This window comes from Actinomycetospora flava (genome assembly GCF_037400335.1).
In the GTDB taxonomy this organism is placed as follows: Bacteria; Actinomycetota; Actinomycetes; order Mycobacteriales; family Pseudonocardiaceae; genus Actinomycetospora; species Actinomycetospora flava.
Map to the genome: position 1 here is coordinate 175155 of NZ_JBBEGM010000011.1, position 15612 is coordinate 190766.

The 15612-nt window shown below is 74.5% G+C and carries 13 protein-coding genes; 4 read left to right on the forward strand and 9 right to left on the reverse strand.

The features are described from left to right. Positions 1-238 precede the first annotated feature (238 nt). On the forward strand, positions 239-1549 hold the full coding sequence (locus tag WCD58_RS24240; RefSeq protein WP_337705653.1) for a lipopolysaccharide biosynthesis protein: 1311 nt from the start codon (positions 239-241) through the stop codon (positions 1547-1549). Between the two features lie 4 nt (positions 1550-1553). On the opposite strand, the gene WCD58_RS24245 is transcribed toward WCD58_RS24240, so the two are convergent. Together WCD58_RS24245 and WCD58_RS24250 are read right to left on the reverse strand one after the other, a co-directional pair. Then, a complete protein-coding gene (locus WCD58_RS24245) occupies positions 1554-2540 on the reverse strand; it encodes a glycosyltransferase family 2 protein (protein ID WP_337705654.1) in 987 nt (328 codons plus the stop codon). Continuing rightward, on the reverse strand, positions 2537-3298 hold the full coding sequence (locus WCD58_RS24250; protein WP_337705655.1) for a thioesterase domain-containing protein: 762 nt from the start codon (positions 3296-3298) through the stop codon (positions 2537-2539). The genes WCD58_RS24245 and WCD58_RS24250 overlap by 4 nt, the downstream gene beginning before the upstream one ends. A gap of 164 nt (positions 3299-3462) precedes the next feature. On the opposite strand from WCD58_RS24250, the gene WCD58_RS24255 reads away from it, so the two are divergent. Next, positions 3463-4536, forward strand: a complete 1074-nt coding sequence (locus tag WCD58_RS24255; protein WP_337705738.1) for an alkaline phosphatase family protein — start codon at positions 3463-3465, stop codon at positions 4534-4536. Positions 4537-4722: 186 nt separating this feature from the next. Further along, entirely contained in the window at positions 4723-5340 is a 618-nt protein-coding gene (locus WCD58_RS24260; protein WP_337705656.1) for a maleylpyruvate isomerase family mycothiol-dependent enzyme, read from the forward strand. Here WCD58_RS24260 and WCD58_RS24265 read toward each other — a convergent pair. The 5 genes from WCD58_RS24265 to solA are packed head-to-tail and all read right to left on the reverse strand — an operon-like array spanning position 5324 to position 11381. Continuing rightward, positions 5324-6259, reverse strand: a complete 936-nt coding sequence (locus WCD58_RS24265) for a PDR/VanB family oxidoreductase (protein WP_337705657.1) — start codon at positions 6257-6259, stop codon at positions 5324-5326. The two genes, WCD58_RS24260 and WCD58_RS24265, sit on opposite strands and share 17 nt — an antisense overlap. Positions 6260-6270: 11 nt before the next feature. After that, positions 6271-7461, reverse strand: a complete 1191-nt coding sequence (locus tag WCD58_RS24270; protein ID WP_337705658.1) for an NAD(P)/FAD-dependent oxidoreductase — start codon at positions 7459-7461, stop codon at positions 6271-6273. Next, entirely contained in the window at positions 7458-8918 is a 1461-nt protein-coding gene (locus WCD58_RS24275) for an aldehyde dehydrogenase family protein (RefSeq protein ID WP_337705659.1), read from the reverse strand. The genes WCD58_RS24270 and WCD58_RS24275 overlap by 4 nt, the downstream gene beginning before the upstream one ends. Next, positions 8915-10207 (reverse strand): aromatic ring-hydroxylating oxygenase subunit alpha, encoded by a 1293-nt coding sequence (locus tag WCD58_RS24280; protein WP_337705660.1) that lies wholly within the window; start codon positions 10205-10207, stop codon positions 8915-8917. The genes WCD58_RS24275 and WCD58_RS24280 overlap by 4 nt, the downstream gene beginning before the upstream one ends. After that, on the reverse strand, positions 10200-11381 hold the full coding sequence (gene solA / locus WCD58_RS24285) for an N-methyl-L-tryptophan oxidase (protein WP_337705661.1): 1182 nt from the start codon (positions 11379-11381) through the stop codon (positions 10200-10202). Before solA ends, WCD58_RS24280 begins: the two co-directional genes overlap by 8 nt. Before the next feature lie 132 nt (positions 11382-11513). Here solA and WCD58_RS24290 point away from each other — a divergent pair, with 132 nt between their 5' ends. Next, a complete protein-coding gene (locus WCD58_RS24290) occupies positions 11514-12437 on the forward strand; it encodes a LysR family transcriptional regulator (protein ID WP_337705662.1) in 924 nt (307 codons plus the stop codon). A 444-nt stretch (positions 12438-12881) separates the two neighbouring features. On the opposite strand, the gene WCD58_RS24295 is transcribed toward WCD58_RS24290, so the two are convergent. Together WCD58_RS24295 and WCD58_RS24300 are read right to left on the reverse strand one after the other, a co-directional pair. Beyond that, positions 12882-13610, reverse strand: a complete 729-nt coding sequence (locus tag WCD58_RS24295) for a 2OG-Fe(II) oxygenase (protein WP_337705663.1) — start codon at positions 13608-13610, stop codon at positions 12882-12884. Further along, positions 13607-15538, reverse strand: coding sequence for a heavy metal translocating P-type ATPase (locus WCD58_RS24300; protein WP_337705664.1), 1932 nt, complete (start codon positions 15536-15538; stop codon positions 13607-13609). The genes WCD58_RS24295 and WCD58_RS24300 overlap by 4 nt, the downstream gene beginning before the upstream one ends. Between the last annotated feature and the right edge of the window lie 74 nt (positions 15539-15612).

Consider the following 15612-nt stretch of genomic DNA (forward strand, 5'->3'; position numbering starts at 1 on the left):
TTTCCGTCGGCCATCCCCCCCGACTGAGGAAAGCCTTACCTTGGTTACCACCTGCTATGTGGATCAGTCCAGCCAAGTGTGTGCTGTCACGTTTGGGAGTTGGTGAACGGTATGTGACATCCGATTTTCAACTCACAGTGATTGATCGATGCGGTAGTTCACCTGTTAGCGTGGCCCGCCGACTGAGGGTTGCCTGACCTCACCGACGGACACCGACTCACCATGCGAAGGAGGCCGGGTGCCGGAGTCCCGCGCGATCACCGCGCCGGCACCCGTCACCGACCGGCGCAGCGCGCTGGCGGTGAACTCGCTGGCCCTCGCCGCGTCGAGCCTCGTGACCGGGCTGCTCGGCATGGTCTTCTGGGCGGCGACGGCGCGGACGTTCCCGGTCGCCGAGATCGGCCGCGGGTCGGCGGCGATCTCGACGGCCACCACGCTCGGCACGCTGGCCAATCAGGGCATCGGCGGCATGTACGAACGCTTCCTGCCGGTGGCGGGGACGCGCGCGCGGCGGTTGCTCGCCTCCAGCAGCGCCCTGGCCTTCCTGCTCGCGGTGCTCCTCGGGGCGGGCTTCGTGCTCGTCGGTGCCGGCGACCGGGTCCTCATGACCCCGTTCGAGCGCTGGAGCTTCCCGCTCGTCACCGGTGTGCTCGCCGCGTTCGCGCTGCAGGACAACCTGCTCACCGGCTTCCGGCGGGCGAGCTACGCGGCGGTCAAGAACGTGGTCCACGCCGTGGCCAAGCTGGGGCTGGTGATCGCCGTCGCGGCCATTGGGACCGGCTTCGCGATCGTCCTCGCGTGGACCGTGCCGGCTGCGCTCGCCGCGGGGGTCGTCCTCGTCTGGGTGTTCCGCCGGGCGCTGCGCGCCGAGGAGTTCGCCCGCCCGCCCGACCTCCCGCCGACCGCGGGCCTGGTCGAGTTCTTCGGCGCGACCTACGGCATCACCGTCGTCTCGGCGCTGCCGCCGCTGGTCATCCCGCTGATCGTCATCCACGCCCTCGGCGCCGAGGCGAACGGCTACTTCACGATGGCCTGGACGATCATCACCGCGCTCATGCTGCTCATCACGATGATCGTGGGCCCGTTCGTCGCCGAGGCCGCGGCCCACCCGGAGCGGCTCGCCTCGCTGACGCGCCGCGTGGTGCTGCTGCTCGGCGGTGTGGCCGGCGGGGGCGCGCTGTTCCTGCTCGTCGGTGCCCCGATCGTCCTGTCCTGGCTCGGGCCGCAGTACGGCGTCGAGGGCACGGGGCTCGTGCGGGTGATGGCGGCCAGCACGGTGCTCGCCGTTGTGCCGGTGCTCTACAGCGCCCTGGCCCGCGTACACCGGCGCCTGCGGCTGGCGGTGGCCGTGCAGATCATCATGACCGTCACGATCGTCGGCGGGTGTGTGCTGCTCGTGCCGACGATGGGGCTGCCCGGGATCGGGCTCGCCTACGTCGTCACCGAGGCCGTCGCGGGAGCGATCGTCCTCGTGCCGCTCATCCGACTGCTGCGCGCCGGGAGACGGAGCGATCAGGGGAGCACGCCGATAGGAGAGCTCGACCCCTGACCGCTCAGCGCACTGCGAGCACCCGCGCGTAGGCCGCGGGCGACAGCCGGAGCACCGCGGCCGCCGCGGCGGGGCGGAGCCGGCCCTCGAGCGCCAGCGCGCCGAGCGCGTAGGGCCCGACCTGGCGTCGCGCGGCGGTCACGGCGTCCTCCACGCCGGACGCGGCGGGGTCGGCCGCGCGGGCCCGCAGCGCCATGTTGGCCACCGGCAGCGCCACGTTCAGCACGCCGTACACCGCCGCGTCGCGGCGCCAGGTCCGGTCGCGGGACGGGCCGGCGAGCGCGCGGCGGACGTCGTCGCCGACGGCGAGCAGGTCGGTGGTGTGGCGGCCCCAGCGCCGCGAGATCGACGTCGGGTGCACGGTGTAGCGGTAGACCGGGGTGTCGACCAGCGCGACCCGCGCGGCCCGGCGCGCGGCGTACAGCACGGGCGCGAAGTCCTCGTAGGCCCGCCCGACGTCCCACATCTCGGCGGGGAGCGCGGCGCGGCGGAAGAGCTTGTTCCCGGCGTAGGCCCGGTGCCGGTCGCGCAGCAGGCCCCGCGCGTAGGCGCGGCCGGGCACCACCTCGCGGCGGTACGGCCGCTCGACCTCGGCGAGCTCGGTGCCGTCCGGGCGGATGGTCACGGTGCGGGAGGCCGCGAAGTCGGCGTCATGGCGCCGGAGGGCGTCGGCGAGCAGGGCGAGGCCGTCGGGGCGCAGCTCGTCGTCGGCGTCGAGGAAGAGCACCGCGTCCCCGGTCGTCGCGGCGAGGCCGGTGTTGCGGGCTGCGCCGAGCCCCCGGTTCTCCGGGTGGGTCACGACGGTGACGTCGAGGTCGAGCACCCCGGCGGCGGCGACCGCGCGCGGGATCGAGTCGTCGGGGCCCCGGTCGTCGACGAGCACCACCTGGTCCGGACCGCGGTCCTGGCGCGCCAGCGACGTCAGGCACCGCACGATGTGCTCGGCTGCCCCGTGGACCGGGACGACGACGGTGACGGTCGGGGGCGTCACCGCTCCGCTCGGGCGCGGTCCAGCTCGGCAGCGAGGATCTCGACCACGGGCTTGTGGAACGGCGGGCGCATGATCGCGCTGTGGCCCCCGCGCACGCGGTGCACGACGATCTCGCCGCTGGTCACCGGCGCCCAGGCCTCGACGTCGTCGGTGTTGTGCTCGGAGAGCACGAGCACGACGCGCCCGGTCCAGCGCCGCGGACGGTGACGGGCGGCCATGCGCATGCTGCGCTCCCAGAACACCTCGTCGCGCACGCCCCGGGGCAGCGGCACGAGGCCCGCCGCTGCCATTTGGGCGCGACGGCGCAGGCGCTGGCGGACCCACGCCGCGGAGAGCGTCGGCGCCTCCGGGGCCGGCGGCGGCCCGTCGGTGGTGGCCAGGCCCTCGGAGTGACCGAGCGCCGGCGGCAGCACGCTGTCGAGCATCATCACGAACGGCACCGAGGCACCGCGCGCGGTCAGGCGGTGGGCGACCTCGAGGGCCACGAGCCCGCCGAACGAGTGCCCGACCAGCGGGTACGGGCCGGTCGGCGTGGTCGCGAGGATGCGGCGCTCGAAGCGGCGCGCCACTCCGCGCACCGAGAAGTCCGGCACGGCGCGGCCCTCGTAGCCGTGGGCCTGCAGCCCGTGCACGGACTGGTCGGCCGGCAGCGAGCGCGCGATCGGCAGCATCGCCAGCGCGGGCGCGCCGCCGCCGGCGAAGCACCAGAGCGGGGGACGCGATGCCGTCGCCGGGGGTGTGGTGTCCAGAACCGACACGTTCCGTCCTCTCGTCCCGTTCGCTGTCGAGCGAGGTTAGCCTCCCCTTCCTCGCCGGGGCGAGACTCCGCGTGACGGTGTGGCCGTGCTAACCGAGAATGCGGGGCGTGGAGGCCGCCGAGCTCGTCCTGCCCGATGCCACCCGCCCCGGTCTGCACGACGTGATGCCGGCGCTGCTGGACGCGGTCACCGGCGGACCGATGCGTCTGGACCTGCCGCCCGTGCGCGCGGCCGCCCTGCTGCTCGTCGACGGGCTGGGCCACCGGCTGCTCCACGAGCACGCGGCGGACGCACCGTTCCTCGCCGCCATGTCCGACCACGGGCCGCTGCTCGCCGGCTTCCCGAGCAGCACCTCGATCAGCGTGACCTCGCTGGGCACCGGCCTGCCGCCGGGGACCCACGGCACGCTCGGCATCCGCTTCCGGGTGGACGGCACCCTGCTCGACTCGCTGACCTGGACCAGCGACGCCGGCGACGCGGCCGAGCTCCTGCCGCCCGAGACCGTCCAGCCCCACCCGACCGTCTTCGAGCGTGCCGTCGGCCTCGACGTCGGCGCCACCGTCGTGTCCGCCCGCGCGTTCCGCACCTCGGGGCTGACCCGTTCGGCGCTGCGCGGCGCGGACTACCGCGGGGTGGGCGCGTTCGGCGACCTCGCCGCCGAGCTGCTCGACGCCCTCGGGCGCCCGGGCCCGCAGCTCGTCTACGGGTACCACTCCGACCTCGACCAGCTCGGGCACCTGCACGGCCCCGGCTCGACGGCGTGGCGCTGGCAGCTGCGCCAGATCGACCGGCTCGTCGAGCAGCTCGTCGCCGAGCTCCCCGCTGGCGCGCTGCTCGCCGTCACCGGCGACCACGGGATGGTGCGCGTCGACCGCCGCTACGACGCCGACACCGACCCGGACCTGCAGGCGGGCGTCGCGCTGGTCGGCGGCGACCCGCGCGCCCGCCTCGTCTACGCCGACGACGGCGCCGCCGACGACGTGCTCGCCACCTGGCGCGGCGTGCTCGGCGAGGACGCGTGGGTGCTGACGGGTGCCGAGGTCGTCGACCGCGGCTGGTTCGGGGCCCTCGACGACGCGGTGCGCCCGCGCGTGCCCGACGTCGTCGCCGCCCTGCGGGGCAGCGCCGCGGTCGTGCGCACCGAGGGGGAGCGCCTGCTCTCGCGCCTGCCGGGCCAGCACGGTTCGCTGACCGGGGACGAGCACGTGGTGCCGCTGCTGGCGGCGGTACGGACCTGATTCACGAGGAGGCGACGATGCCGGGACTCGACTCGCATCAGTCAGGGATGGGGCGGGGCGCCGGCGTTCCCGCGGACGCGCACCGGCTCGTCGAGCAGCGCGACACCGTGACCCATCCCGCGTACGGCCGATGAGTCCGGCGCCCGGCCGCCGTCACACCCTCGGAGCCCGAGACGAGGAGGACCCGTGGACGACGTCTGGTCGATGGTGCACGCGGAGCGCGCGGCCCTGATCGACGACCTGGAGGGCAGCGATCACCGGCGGTGGTCGCAGCCCTCGCCGTGCCCGGGCTGGACGGTGCACGACGTCGTCGCCCACCTCGTCGACACCGCGCGGACGACCCGCGTCGGCTTCGTCCTCGGGCTCGCCCGCGCCGGGTTCGACTTCGACCGACAGAACGCGCGCGGCGTGACGCGCGAGCGCGGCGGGTCGCCGGAGGAGACCCTCGCGCGGCTGCGCGCGGTGGCCTCCCGCCGCACGACGCCCCCGGCGCCGCTCGACTCCCGACTGGTCGAGGAGATCGTGCACGGCGAGGACGTCCGCCGGCCCCTCGGACTGCGGCGCGCCTACCCGGCGGAGGCCGTCGCGCGGGCCCTGCGGCTCCAGGCCCGCACGCCGGCGTCGTTCGGCGGCGCGAAGGAGCTCGTCGCGCGGGTGCGGCTCACGGCGACCGACGCCGACCTCGCGCTCGGCGAGGGCCCGGAGGTGCGCGGGCCCGCGCTCGCCCTGCTGCTCGTCGCGTGCGGGCGCCCGACCGCGCCGGGCGAGCTCACCGGGGTCGAGGCCCTCAGAGATCCAGCGTGAGGCGGGGGCACCCCTGCTCGGCGCGCGAGACGCAGATGAAGATCGTGTTCTGGTCGGCCTGCTCCTCCGCGGTGAGCATCGAGTCGCGGTGCTCGGCGCGCCCGGCGAGCAGCGGCGTCTCGCACGTCCCGCACGTGCCCTCGCGGCACGACCAGAGGGCGGCGATCCCCGCCTCCTCGGCGACGGTGAGGATGCTGCGGTCCGGGGGCACGACGGCCGTGACGCCGCTGGCCGCGAACTCGACCTCGAAGCCCTCGGCCCCCGTGTTCTCGAGCGTCTTCGGCGCGAAGCGCTCGACGCGCAGGCTCCCCGAGGGCCAGCCGGCCATGAAGGAGTCGACCGCGCAGAGCATCGGCTCGGGACCGCACGCGTAGACGAGCGCGCCGCGGCGCGGGGTGGCGAGCAGGCCGGTGAGGTCGAGCAGCCCGACCTCGTCCTGCGGCGCGATCGTCACGCGGTCGCCGTGGGCGGCGAGCTCGTCGACGAACGCCATCGAGCGCCGGGTGCGCCCGCCGTAGAGCAGCGTCCACTCGGCGCCCGACGCCTCGGCGGCCGCGATCATCGGCAGGATCGGCGTGATCCCGATGCCGCCGGCGACGAAGACGTAGCGTGCCGCGGGCTCGAGCGCGAAGTGGTTGCGCGGCTCGCCCACCGTCACGATGTCGCCGCCGTGCACCTTGTCGAACACGAACTCCGAGCCCCCGCGGCTCACGGGCTCGCGCAGCACGCCGAGGCGCCAGCGCGTCCGGCCGGCGGGGTCGCCGCACAGCGAGTACTGGCGGACGAGCCCGTCCGCCAGGTGCACGTCCACGTGCGCGCCCGGCGCCCACGCCGGGAGCTCGCCGCCGTCGGTGCGGGCGAGCGTCAGGGCGACGACGCCGTCGGCCTCGTCGCGGCGCTCGGTGACGATCATGTCCATGGGTGGCCCTCTCAGCGCATCTGGCCGGCGCCGACGTACGGGTGCGGGCTCGTGAGCAGCGCCCCCTCCGCGAACCGGGAGAGACGGAAGTCCCCGGCGGGGATGTCGGGGTCGGAGCTCGTGCCGTCCACGACGAGGTCGGCGACGAGCCGCCCGACGGCGGGGGAGATCTTGTAACCGTGGCCGGAGAACCCGGCGGCGACCACCAGCCCGTCGAGCCCGGTCCGCGAGATCACCGGGTTGAAGTCGGGCGTGACGTCGTAGCACCCCGCGTAGGTCGAGGCGACCGCCGGATCGGCGAGACCCGGCAGGCGTGTCCCGACCTTCTCCACGGCGACGTCGACCGCGTCCGGGCTCGCCCGGTTCGAGTAGCGGTCCGGGTCCGCGGGCTCGAGCACCGAGAGGTCCGAGTTGCCGAACAGCAGCTGCCCGGTGCCCTCGGGCCGGATGTACTGGAGCGACACCAGGTCGGAGAACACGGGCACCGGCCCGAGTGGCTGCCCGGGGTCGACGAGCACGATCTGCTCGCGGTGCGCGGTCAGCGGCAGCTCGATCCCGTGCGCGGCGAGCAGCGGCACCGACCACGGGCCGGCGGCGAGCACGACGGTGCCGGCCGCGACCACCGTGCCGTCGGCGAGCTCGACACCGGTGACGCGGTCGCCGGCCGTGCGGATCGCGGTGACCGTGGTGCCCTGCCGCAGGCGCGCCCCGGCCCGGCGTGCGGCGCCCGCGAAGGCCTGCGCGGTCTGGTAGGCGTCGCCGTACCCGCCGCGCGGCTCGTAGGCGAAGGCCCCGAACGGCGCGAGGTCGGCGACCGGCCAGAGCTTCTGCACCTCGCCGTGGTCGACGTCCTCGGTCTTGACGCCGACGGCGCGCTGGGCCTCGAGCGAGGCGGCGAAGGCGTCGACGTTCTCCGGGCCGACGCCGACGACGTAGCCGGTCTGGTGGAAGCCGACGTCGGCGCCGAGCACGAGCGGCGCGTCCTCGAACGTCTGCAGGCTGCTGGCGGCCATCGCCGCGAGCGAGGAGACGCCGTAGTGGCTGCGCACGACCCCCGACGACTTCCCGGTGCCGCCCGAGCCGACGGTCGCCCGTTCGACGATGACGACGTCGGTCACGCCACGGCCGGTGAGGGCCCAGGCGGCGGCGCAGCCCTCGAGGCCGCCGCCGATGACGACGACGTCCGCGGATGTCGTGCTCACGGGGTTCCTTCCTGGTGTACGGGGGCGACGCGGGCGACGACGGTCTTGAGCGTCACGTAGCTCTCGAGCGCGACCAGCCCGCGTTCGCGGCCGGTGCCGCTGTGCCCGGTGCCGCCGAACGGGACGCCGGGGCCGCCGGCGAAGTAGTCGTTGATCATCACGTAGCCGGCGTCCACGCGGTCGGCCACGCGCAGCGCGCGGTCGATGTCGCGGGTGTGGATGCCGGTGCCGAGGCCGTAGTCGGTGTCGTCGGCGAGGGCGATGGCGTGCTCCTCGTCGTCGAACGGCAGCACGGCCAGCACCGGGCCGAAGATCTCCTCGCGGGCGATGCGCATGTCCGGGGTGACGTCGACGAAGGTCGTCGGTGCGAGGAAGTACCCGGTGCCGGGGAGCGCACGCGGGGTGTCGGCGACCCGCGCGCCCTCCTGCCGCCCGATCTCGACGTAGCCGGTGACGCGGCGGTGGTGCTCGGCGGACACGAGCGGGCCGAGGTCGGGGTCGTCGATCCCGGCCCCGATGGTCAGCGCGGCGGTGCGGGCGACGATGCGCTCGACGAGCTCGTCCTGCACCGCCCGGTCGACGAGCAGCCGGGTGCCGGCGTCGCAGTACTGGCCGGTGTTGGTGGTGAAGCCGATGACGACCTGGCGCGCGACCTCGTCGAGGTCGGCGTCGGCGAACACGATCTGCGGCGACTTGCCGCCGAGCTCGGTCACCACCGGGGTGATGTGCTCGGCCGCGGCCCGCAGCACGGCGCGCCCGGTGGCGACCGAGCCGGTGAAGGTCAGCGAGCCGATCCCCGGGTGGCCCGCCAGCGCGTGCCCGGCCTCGGTGCCGAGGCCGGTGACCACGTCGACCGTCCCGCTCGGGAAGCCCGCGGCCTCGACGAGCCCCGCGAACCGCAGGGCGGTCAGCGGGGTCTGTTCGGCGGGCTTGACCACCGCGGTGTTCCCCGCGGCGAGCGCCGGGGCGACGCTGCGGCACAGCATCGACAGCGGCGCGTTCCACGGGACGATGTGCGCGGTGACCCCGACCGGTTCCCGCACGGTCCAGGCCAGCGAGCCCGGCCCGAGCGGGATGGTCTCGCCGTGCAGCTTGTCGGCGGCGCCGGCGTAGTAGTCGAGGTAACCGACGCACCCCGCGATCTCGCCGCGCGCGAGCGAGAGCGGCTTGCCGGTGTCGAGGGTCTCGAGGCGGGCGAACTCCTCGCGGTCGGCGTCGAGCGAGGCGGCCAGGGCCCGTAGCATCCGGGCCCGCTCGGCGGGCGTCGTCCGGCGCGTGCGGCGGGCGGCCACCCGCGCGGCGGCCACCGCGGCGTCGACGTCGTGCGCGTCGCCGCGCGCGATCTCGGCGATCGTCTCGCCGGTCGACGGGTCCTCGACGGGGATCGTGCGGCCGTCGCGCGAGGGCACCGTCGCGCCGCCGACGACGTGCCCTGAGGCGGGGGCGGTCGCGGTCACGGGTCCGGGAACATCCGCGTCATCGTGTCCTCGTCACCGCCCGGGACGCGATCGACGCCGACCACCTTGTCGATCACCATGTTCTGGAAGCGGTGCAGCGGCTCCTCGAACCGGAAGCACATCCGCCCGCCCCGGTAGGCCGGGTTCTCGATGCCCTCCTGGACCCGCTCGACGATCTCGATGTCCTGGGTGTTGACGAGGTCCCAGAACTTCGCGAGCTGCTCGATGCCGTCCTCGGCCTCCGGGTGCTCGAGCGACTCGGGGTGCGCCAGCAGCACGGCGGTCTCGACGGTGCGGTTCGCGGCGACCGGGCGGTTGAACAGCACGAACGCGTGGTTCGGGAGGACGACGAGCGCGGTGCTCGGGAACAGCCAGACGAACCGGCCGCTGTCGGCGTCCTGCGCGCCGAGCGTGCTCAGGGCCTGCAGGCCGTCCCACCCGCCGGCGTCGGTGTTGCGCGACACCGGCGTCGTGCACATGCCCGTGTACATGCCGGGCCCCTGCCACCGGTAGTGGTCGGAGAACTTGGAGACCTGGTTGAGCTCGGGGTGCACCCAGGGCAGGTGGTAGTACTCCATGAAGTTCTCGCCGACGAGCTTGTAGTTGGCGTTGATGTCGTAGGTGAGCCGGCGCTGCGGCACCCACTCGTCGAGCCGGTAGTCGCGGAACCGGGTCGGCAGGTCGCCCAGGTGCACCGACAGCGGCGACGCGTCGGGGTCGAGGTTGACGAACAGGAACAGGCCCCAGGTGTCGACGGCGACGTCGTGCAGCCCGTAGTCGGCCTTGTCGAAGCCCTTGGCGACGGACGTGTCGAAGATCGACTCCTCGCCGGCCGGGACGTCGGAGCCCTCGAACAGCGGGGTGCCCAGGCACTTCCCGTCGGTGTCGTAGGTCCACGAGTGGTACGGGCAGCGGATGCGCCCGCGGTGGCCGACCTCGCGGGCGTCGCCCGGGAGCAGCTTCGTGGCGCGGTGGCGGCAGACGTTGTGGAACGCGCGCAGCGCACCGTGGCGGTTGCGGGTGACGATCACCGAGCGGCCGGCGACGTCGACGACGATGCACGCGCCGTGGCGGTCGACGTCGGCGGCGAGCCCGACCGCGACCCACCCCGACGCGAAGACCTTCTCCTGCTCGAGGCGGAAGAACTCGGGCGCGGAGTAGGCGTCGGGCAGCAGCGTCGAGGCGAGCTCGACGGGCAGCCGGGTGGCGGCGTACGTGGCCTCGTCGGTGTAGGTGGCGGGGTCGACGGGACGCGCGGGCAGGGTCGTGGGCAGGGTCGTCTCAGACATGGAAGCTCCGCGGGTGGTTCGGGTCGGTCAGGGCGGGGCGGGTGATCGAGAAGCTCCCGATCGGCTGGGACGGGGTGTGGTCGAGCGCGAGCTCGGCGAGCAGCTGCCCGATCAGGGCGGCGAACTTGAACGCGTGGCCCGCGCCGTTGGCGACGACGATCTGCGGGTGCGCGGGGAGGGTGTCGAGCACGAAGTCCTGGTCCGGGGGAACGGTGTAGAGGCAGGTCTTCGAGTAGAGCTCCGGGCCGCCGAAGCGCGGGACGTGGCGCCCGACGAAGTCGGCGTAGCGCGCCCGGCGCACGGGGTCGGGCTCGAACGTGCGGTCGTCGGCGGTGGTCTCGTGGCCGCCCATGTGCTGGCCGAGCTTGGTGGCGACCTCGCCGTAGACCGGGAAGCCGTAGAAGTTGTGGGCGCCGTGCCACATGAAGACCGGGAAGCGGGACGGCGCGAACTCCGCGAGATGCGGGGTGGCGTAGTAGGTGACCTGCTCCTGCAGGACGGTCAGGGGGAGCGCGGTGCCGGTATCGGCGAGGACCTGGTTGGTCCAGGCGTCGCTGGTGACGACGACCTTGTCGGCGCGCAGCACGCCCTCGTCGGTGACCACCGCGACGCCCTCGCCGTCCGGTTTGATGGCACGCACGGGGGTGTTCGCGCGGATCTCGGCGCCGTGGGCGCGGGCGAGGGCGCGGTGCACGGCGTTGGCGCGCGCGGCGTCGACGATGCCGGAGTCGGGCTGGTAGAGCGCCTGCTCGCTGCCGTTCACGCGGAACTGCGGCCAGCGCGCGACGAGCTCGTCGGCGTCGAGGCGCTCGTAGGCGACGCCGAACCGGTCGAACATCGCGGTGTAGCCCTCGATGTTGCGGCTGCCGGTGGCGATGCCCGCCCGTGCCGCCCGGTCCTCGATCACCAGGCCGCCGGTGGGGGTGACGATCTGCTGGCACGCCTCGGCCTCGACCTCGTGCCAGGCCTTGTACGCGGGGGCCGCGAGCGCCGCGTACTCCTCCTGGTGCTGGGCGAGCCGGATGATCCGCGAGTGGTCCTGGGAGGCGCCGCGGGCGTGCCCGAGCTCGAACTGCTCGAGCCCCAGCACGCCCGGGCCGAGCTCCGCGGCGAGGCGGTAGAGGGCCGCCGATCCCAGCCCGCCGAGGCCGACGACGATCGCGCGGTAGGACAAGGGAATCTCCTGCTCCAGGTGGTGGTCGACGCACCGGCCGGCGGCGGTGACGGGTGCGTGGTCGCAGTGTGGGAGCGGGATTCCTTCCACGTCCATCGAAACGTCGAACCTATGATCTTGTACGTTGAGTACATGATTGACCGGCGTCTGCGGGTGCTCGCGGCGATCGCCCGGCACGGCACCGTCACGGCCGCCGCGGAGGTCTGCCGGCTGACGCCGTCGGCGGTGTCGCACCAGATGCAGGCGCTCGCCCGCGAGCTCGCCGTGCCGCTCCTCGAGCCCGTCGGGCGGGGCGTGCGGCTCACGCCGGCGGCGCACACGCTGCTCGCGCACGGGGAGACGCTGACCGCGCAGTGGGAGCAGGCGCGGGCCGACCTCGCGGCCCACCGCGCCGGCGCCGTCGGGGGGACGCTGCGCTTCGCGGCGTTCTCGAGCGCGGCGGCGGTCGTGGTGCCGCGCGTCCTCGAGCACCTGCGCCGCGAGCACCCCCAGCTGCGCGCGCACCTGCGCGAGACGGAGCCGGCCCGCTCGTTCGACCTGCTCGCGGCCGAGGACGTCGACCTCGCCGTCGTCGTCGCGACGCCGAGCATCCCGCCGGCGTCGGACCCGGCGTTCGACCAGCACCCGCTGTTCGACGAGCCGCTCGACGTCCTCGTCGGCCCCGGGCACCCGCTGCTCGGGGCCGAGGTCGTGGCGCTCTCCGACCTCGCGGGCGACCCGTGGGTCTGCGGGAACACGGGCCGCGCCTACCACCAGCTCGTGACGCTGGCGTGCTCGCAGGCGGGGTTCGCGCCGGACATCGCGCACTACGCCGACGAGTGGGACACCGGCGCCGCCCTCGTCGCGCGGGGCCTCGGTGTCGCGCTGGTCCCACGCCTCGCCGACCTGCCCGCGCAACACGACACCCGCCGCCTGCGGATCACCACGGGCCCGGCCCCGACGAGGCGCGTGATCTCGGCGGTCCGCGCGGGCTCGCAGGAACTGCCGACCATCGCGGCGGGCCTCGAGGCGCTGCGCCACGTCACGGAGACCCGCCTCGACGCGCTCGATCCCTAGCGAGCCCTCGTGTCAGCGACGTGGCGTTGCAGACGTTGAGTGTCTGCAACGCCACGCGCTCGATTCAGCGGCGAGCCGAGCGTGGAGGTCATGGTTACTGGCTGGTATCGCTCGCGAGGCGAGCGATACCAGCCAGTAACCGTCGACGGCAGCGCTCAGGGCGCGCGGCGCGGCCTCGTCGGGCACTCCGCAGAGATCAAGAGAGCGTGGTGCACCTCCGCGGCCCGCCGGGGGTGGACATCGCTCTCCTGATCTCCGTCACGTGACGCGGCAGGCGCGTGCCCGCGATGTCGATCTCCATGGTCTCGAGAGCCTCGCGCGTCGAGCGGGTGGCGATACAGACGCTGAGCGTCAGCGGGGGCCCACCGCTGACACCTGTGCAAGCGCGTGGCGCTACGGACATTGAGTGTCCGCAGCGCCACGCCGCTGACACGCCGCTGACACCTAGCGAGCGTTGTGGAAGATGATCCCAAGGACGTGGCGGTCGCCGGTGTGGACCGCCGAGACGCCGTGGCGCATCTGGACGCGGTGGTAGCCGCGCGCACCCAGCTTCGGGCGGTACCGGACCGGGAAGATCACGCCCTCGCCGAGCCCCGGGCGCACGACCATCGCCCGCGACTGCTGGCGCGGGCGCTGTTCGACGAACACGCTCTCGCCGCCGGTGAAGTCGACGTCCGGCGTGTTCAGCATGATCAGCAGCTGCAGCGGGAAGGTCAGGTCGCCGTAGACGTCCTGGTGCAGGCAGTTGTAGCCGGTGGGGCCGTAGCGCAGCACGAGCGGCGTCGGCTTGTGCTGGCCCGCGGAGGCGCAGCGCTCGACGAGCCCGGAGTGCTCGGTCGGCCACTCGTCCTCGCCGAGCGCGTCGGCCCAGCGGTTCGCGACGGACGCGAGGCCCGGGTAGAGCCGGGTGCGCAGCGCCTGCACCAGCGGCGGCAGCGGGTCGGCGAAGTAGCGGTAGCGCCCCTCGCCGAACGACAGCCGCGCCATCTCGACGGTCGACCGGAACACCTCGTCGCGGTCGAACAGGTCGATCGTCTCCGCGCACTGCTCCGGGTCGAGCAGCCGACCGGTGGTCGCGTACCCGTCGCGGTTGAGTGCCTCGCCGATGCTCGTCCAGTCGAGCCCGTCCAGCGCGGGCAGGTCGGGCTGCGTGGACACCTCGGTCGTCGTCATGTCCGGGAGAACACCGACGGCTCCGTCCGCGTGGCAGCGACGGGCCGGCGGCGCGGCCAGGCGCCGGACCGCAGCAGGCGCAGCCCGTTCAGGGCGACCAGCACCGTCGACCCCTCGTGCCCCGCGACGCCCAGAGGCAGGGGGAGCGTGCCGACGAGGTCCCACACCACGAGGCCGGTGATGATCGATCCGGCGATGACGAGGTTCGCGACGACCACGCGGCGCGCCCGGCGGGCGAGGTCGATCAGGGCGGGCAGGGTCGCGAGCTCGTCGCGCACCACCACGACGTCCGCGGCCTGCAGCGTCAGGTCGGCGCCGGCCCGGCCCATCGCGACGCCGACGTGCGCGGCGGCGAGCGCCGGGGCGTCGTTGATCCCGTCGCCGACGGCCATCACCCGGCGCCCGGCGGCGTGGTGCTCCTCGATCGCGGCGACCTTGCCGGCGGGCAGGAGCCCGGCGCGGCGGTCGGCGATCCCCACGGTGTCGGCGATCCGCGCGGCGGTGCGCGGGTTGTCGCCGGTCAGCAGCACGGGCGCCTCGGCGGTGCGCGCGGCCAGGTCCGCGACGGTCGCGCGGGCGCCGGGGCGCAGGGCGTCGGTGAGCGCGAGCACGGCCCGCGGGTGATCGTCGACGAGCACGACGACGGCGGTGTGCCCCTCGGCCTCGACGTCGTCGACGAGCGGGCGCAGGGCCGGCGAGACACCCAGCAGCGCCGGGCTCCCCACCCGCACCACGTGACCCTCGACGACCGCGCGCACGCCCCGCCCCGGCTCGGCGGCGAAGTCGCTCACGTGCGAGGGCACGCGCACCCCCCGCGACCGCGCGCCCGCCACGACCGCCCGCGCCAGCGGGTGCTCGCTGGGCCCTTCCGCCGCCGCGGCGAGCCCGAGCACCGCGGCGTCCCCGCGCACGGACGCGAGCTCCGGCCGGCCCTCGGTGAGCGTGCCGGTCTTGTCGAGCGCGACCGCGTCCACGGTCGCGAGGTCCTCCATCACCCGCGCCGACTTCACCAGCACGCCGTGGCGCCCCGCCGTCGCGATCGCCGCGAGCAGCGGCGGCATGGTCGCCAGCACCACCGCACAGGGCGAGGCGACGATCATGAAGGTCATCGCCCGCAGCAGGGCGCCCCGGAGTTCCTCGCCGGACCACAGCGGGATCGCGAAGATCGCCACGGTGGCCACGACGACGCCGACCGAGTAGCGCTGCTCGATCGTCTCGACGGACCGCTGGGTGCGCGCCGTCGTCGCCGCGGCCTGCTCGACCAGCACGGCGATGCGCGCCACCACCGACTCGCCCGCCTCCCGAGAAACCCGCACGCGCAGGGCCCCGGTGCCGTTCACCGTGCCGGCGTAGACGTCGTCGCCCGCCGCCTTCGCCGCCGGCAGCGGCTCGCCGGTGATGCTCGCCTGGTCGACCTCGCCGGCGCCGTCGACGACGGTCCCGTCGGCGCTGATCGTCTCCCCGGGGCGGACGAGCACCTCGTCGCCGACCCGCAGGTCCACGACGTCGACCTCCTCCTCGCCGTCACCGGGGAGCACCCGCCGAGCCCTCTGCGGCGCCAGCTCGAGCAGCCCGCGCACCGACGACTCCGTCCGCTCCGTCGCCCAGGCCTCCAGCGCCCCGGACGTCGCGAAGATGACGATGAGCAGCCCGCCGTCGAACACCTGGCCGATGGCCGCGGCGCCGGCCGCCGCGACGATCATCAGCAGGTCGACGTCGAGCGTCCGCTCGCGCAGGGCGCGCAGCCCGGTGAGCGCGGGCTCCCAGCCGCCGGTGAGGTAGCAGGCCGCGTAGAGCGGCCCCCACATCCACACCGGTGCGTCGGCCAGCTGCGCGAGCGCCGCGACGACGAAGAACGCCAGCGACGCGAGCGCCCACCGCGCCTCCGCCAGACGCACGGCGCTCCGCCACCACCCACCGATCGCCATGCCCCGCACGCTAGCTCACGTGAGCATGTGTTCATATTTGGTCGGTTCAGCAGGTCGTGAGGTGGCGGCTCGGT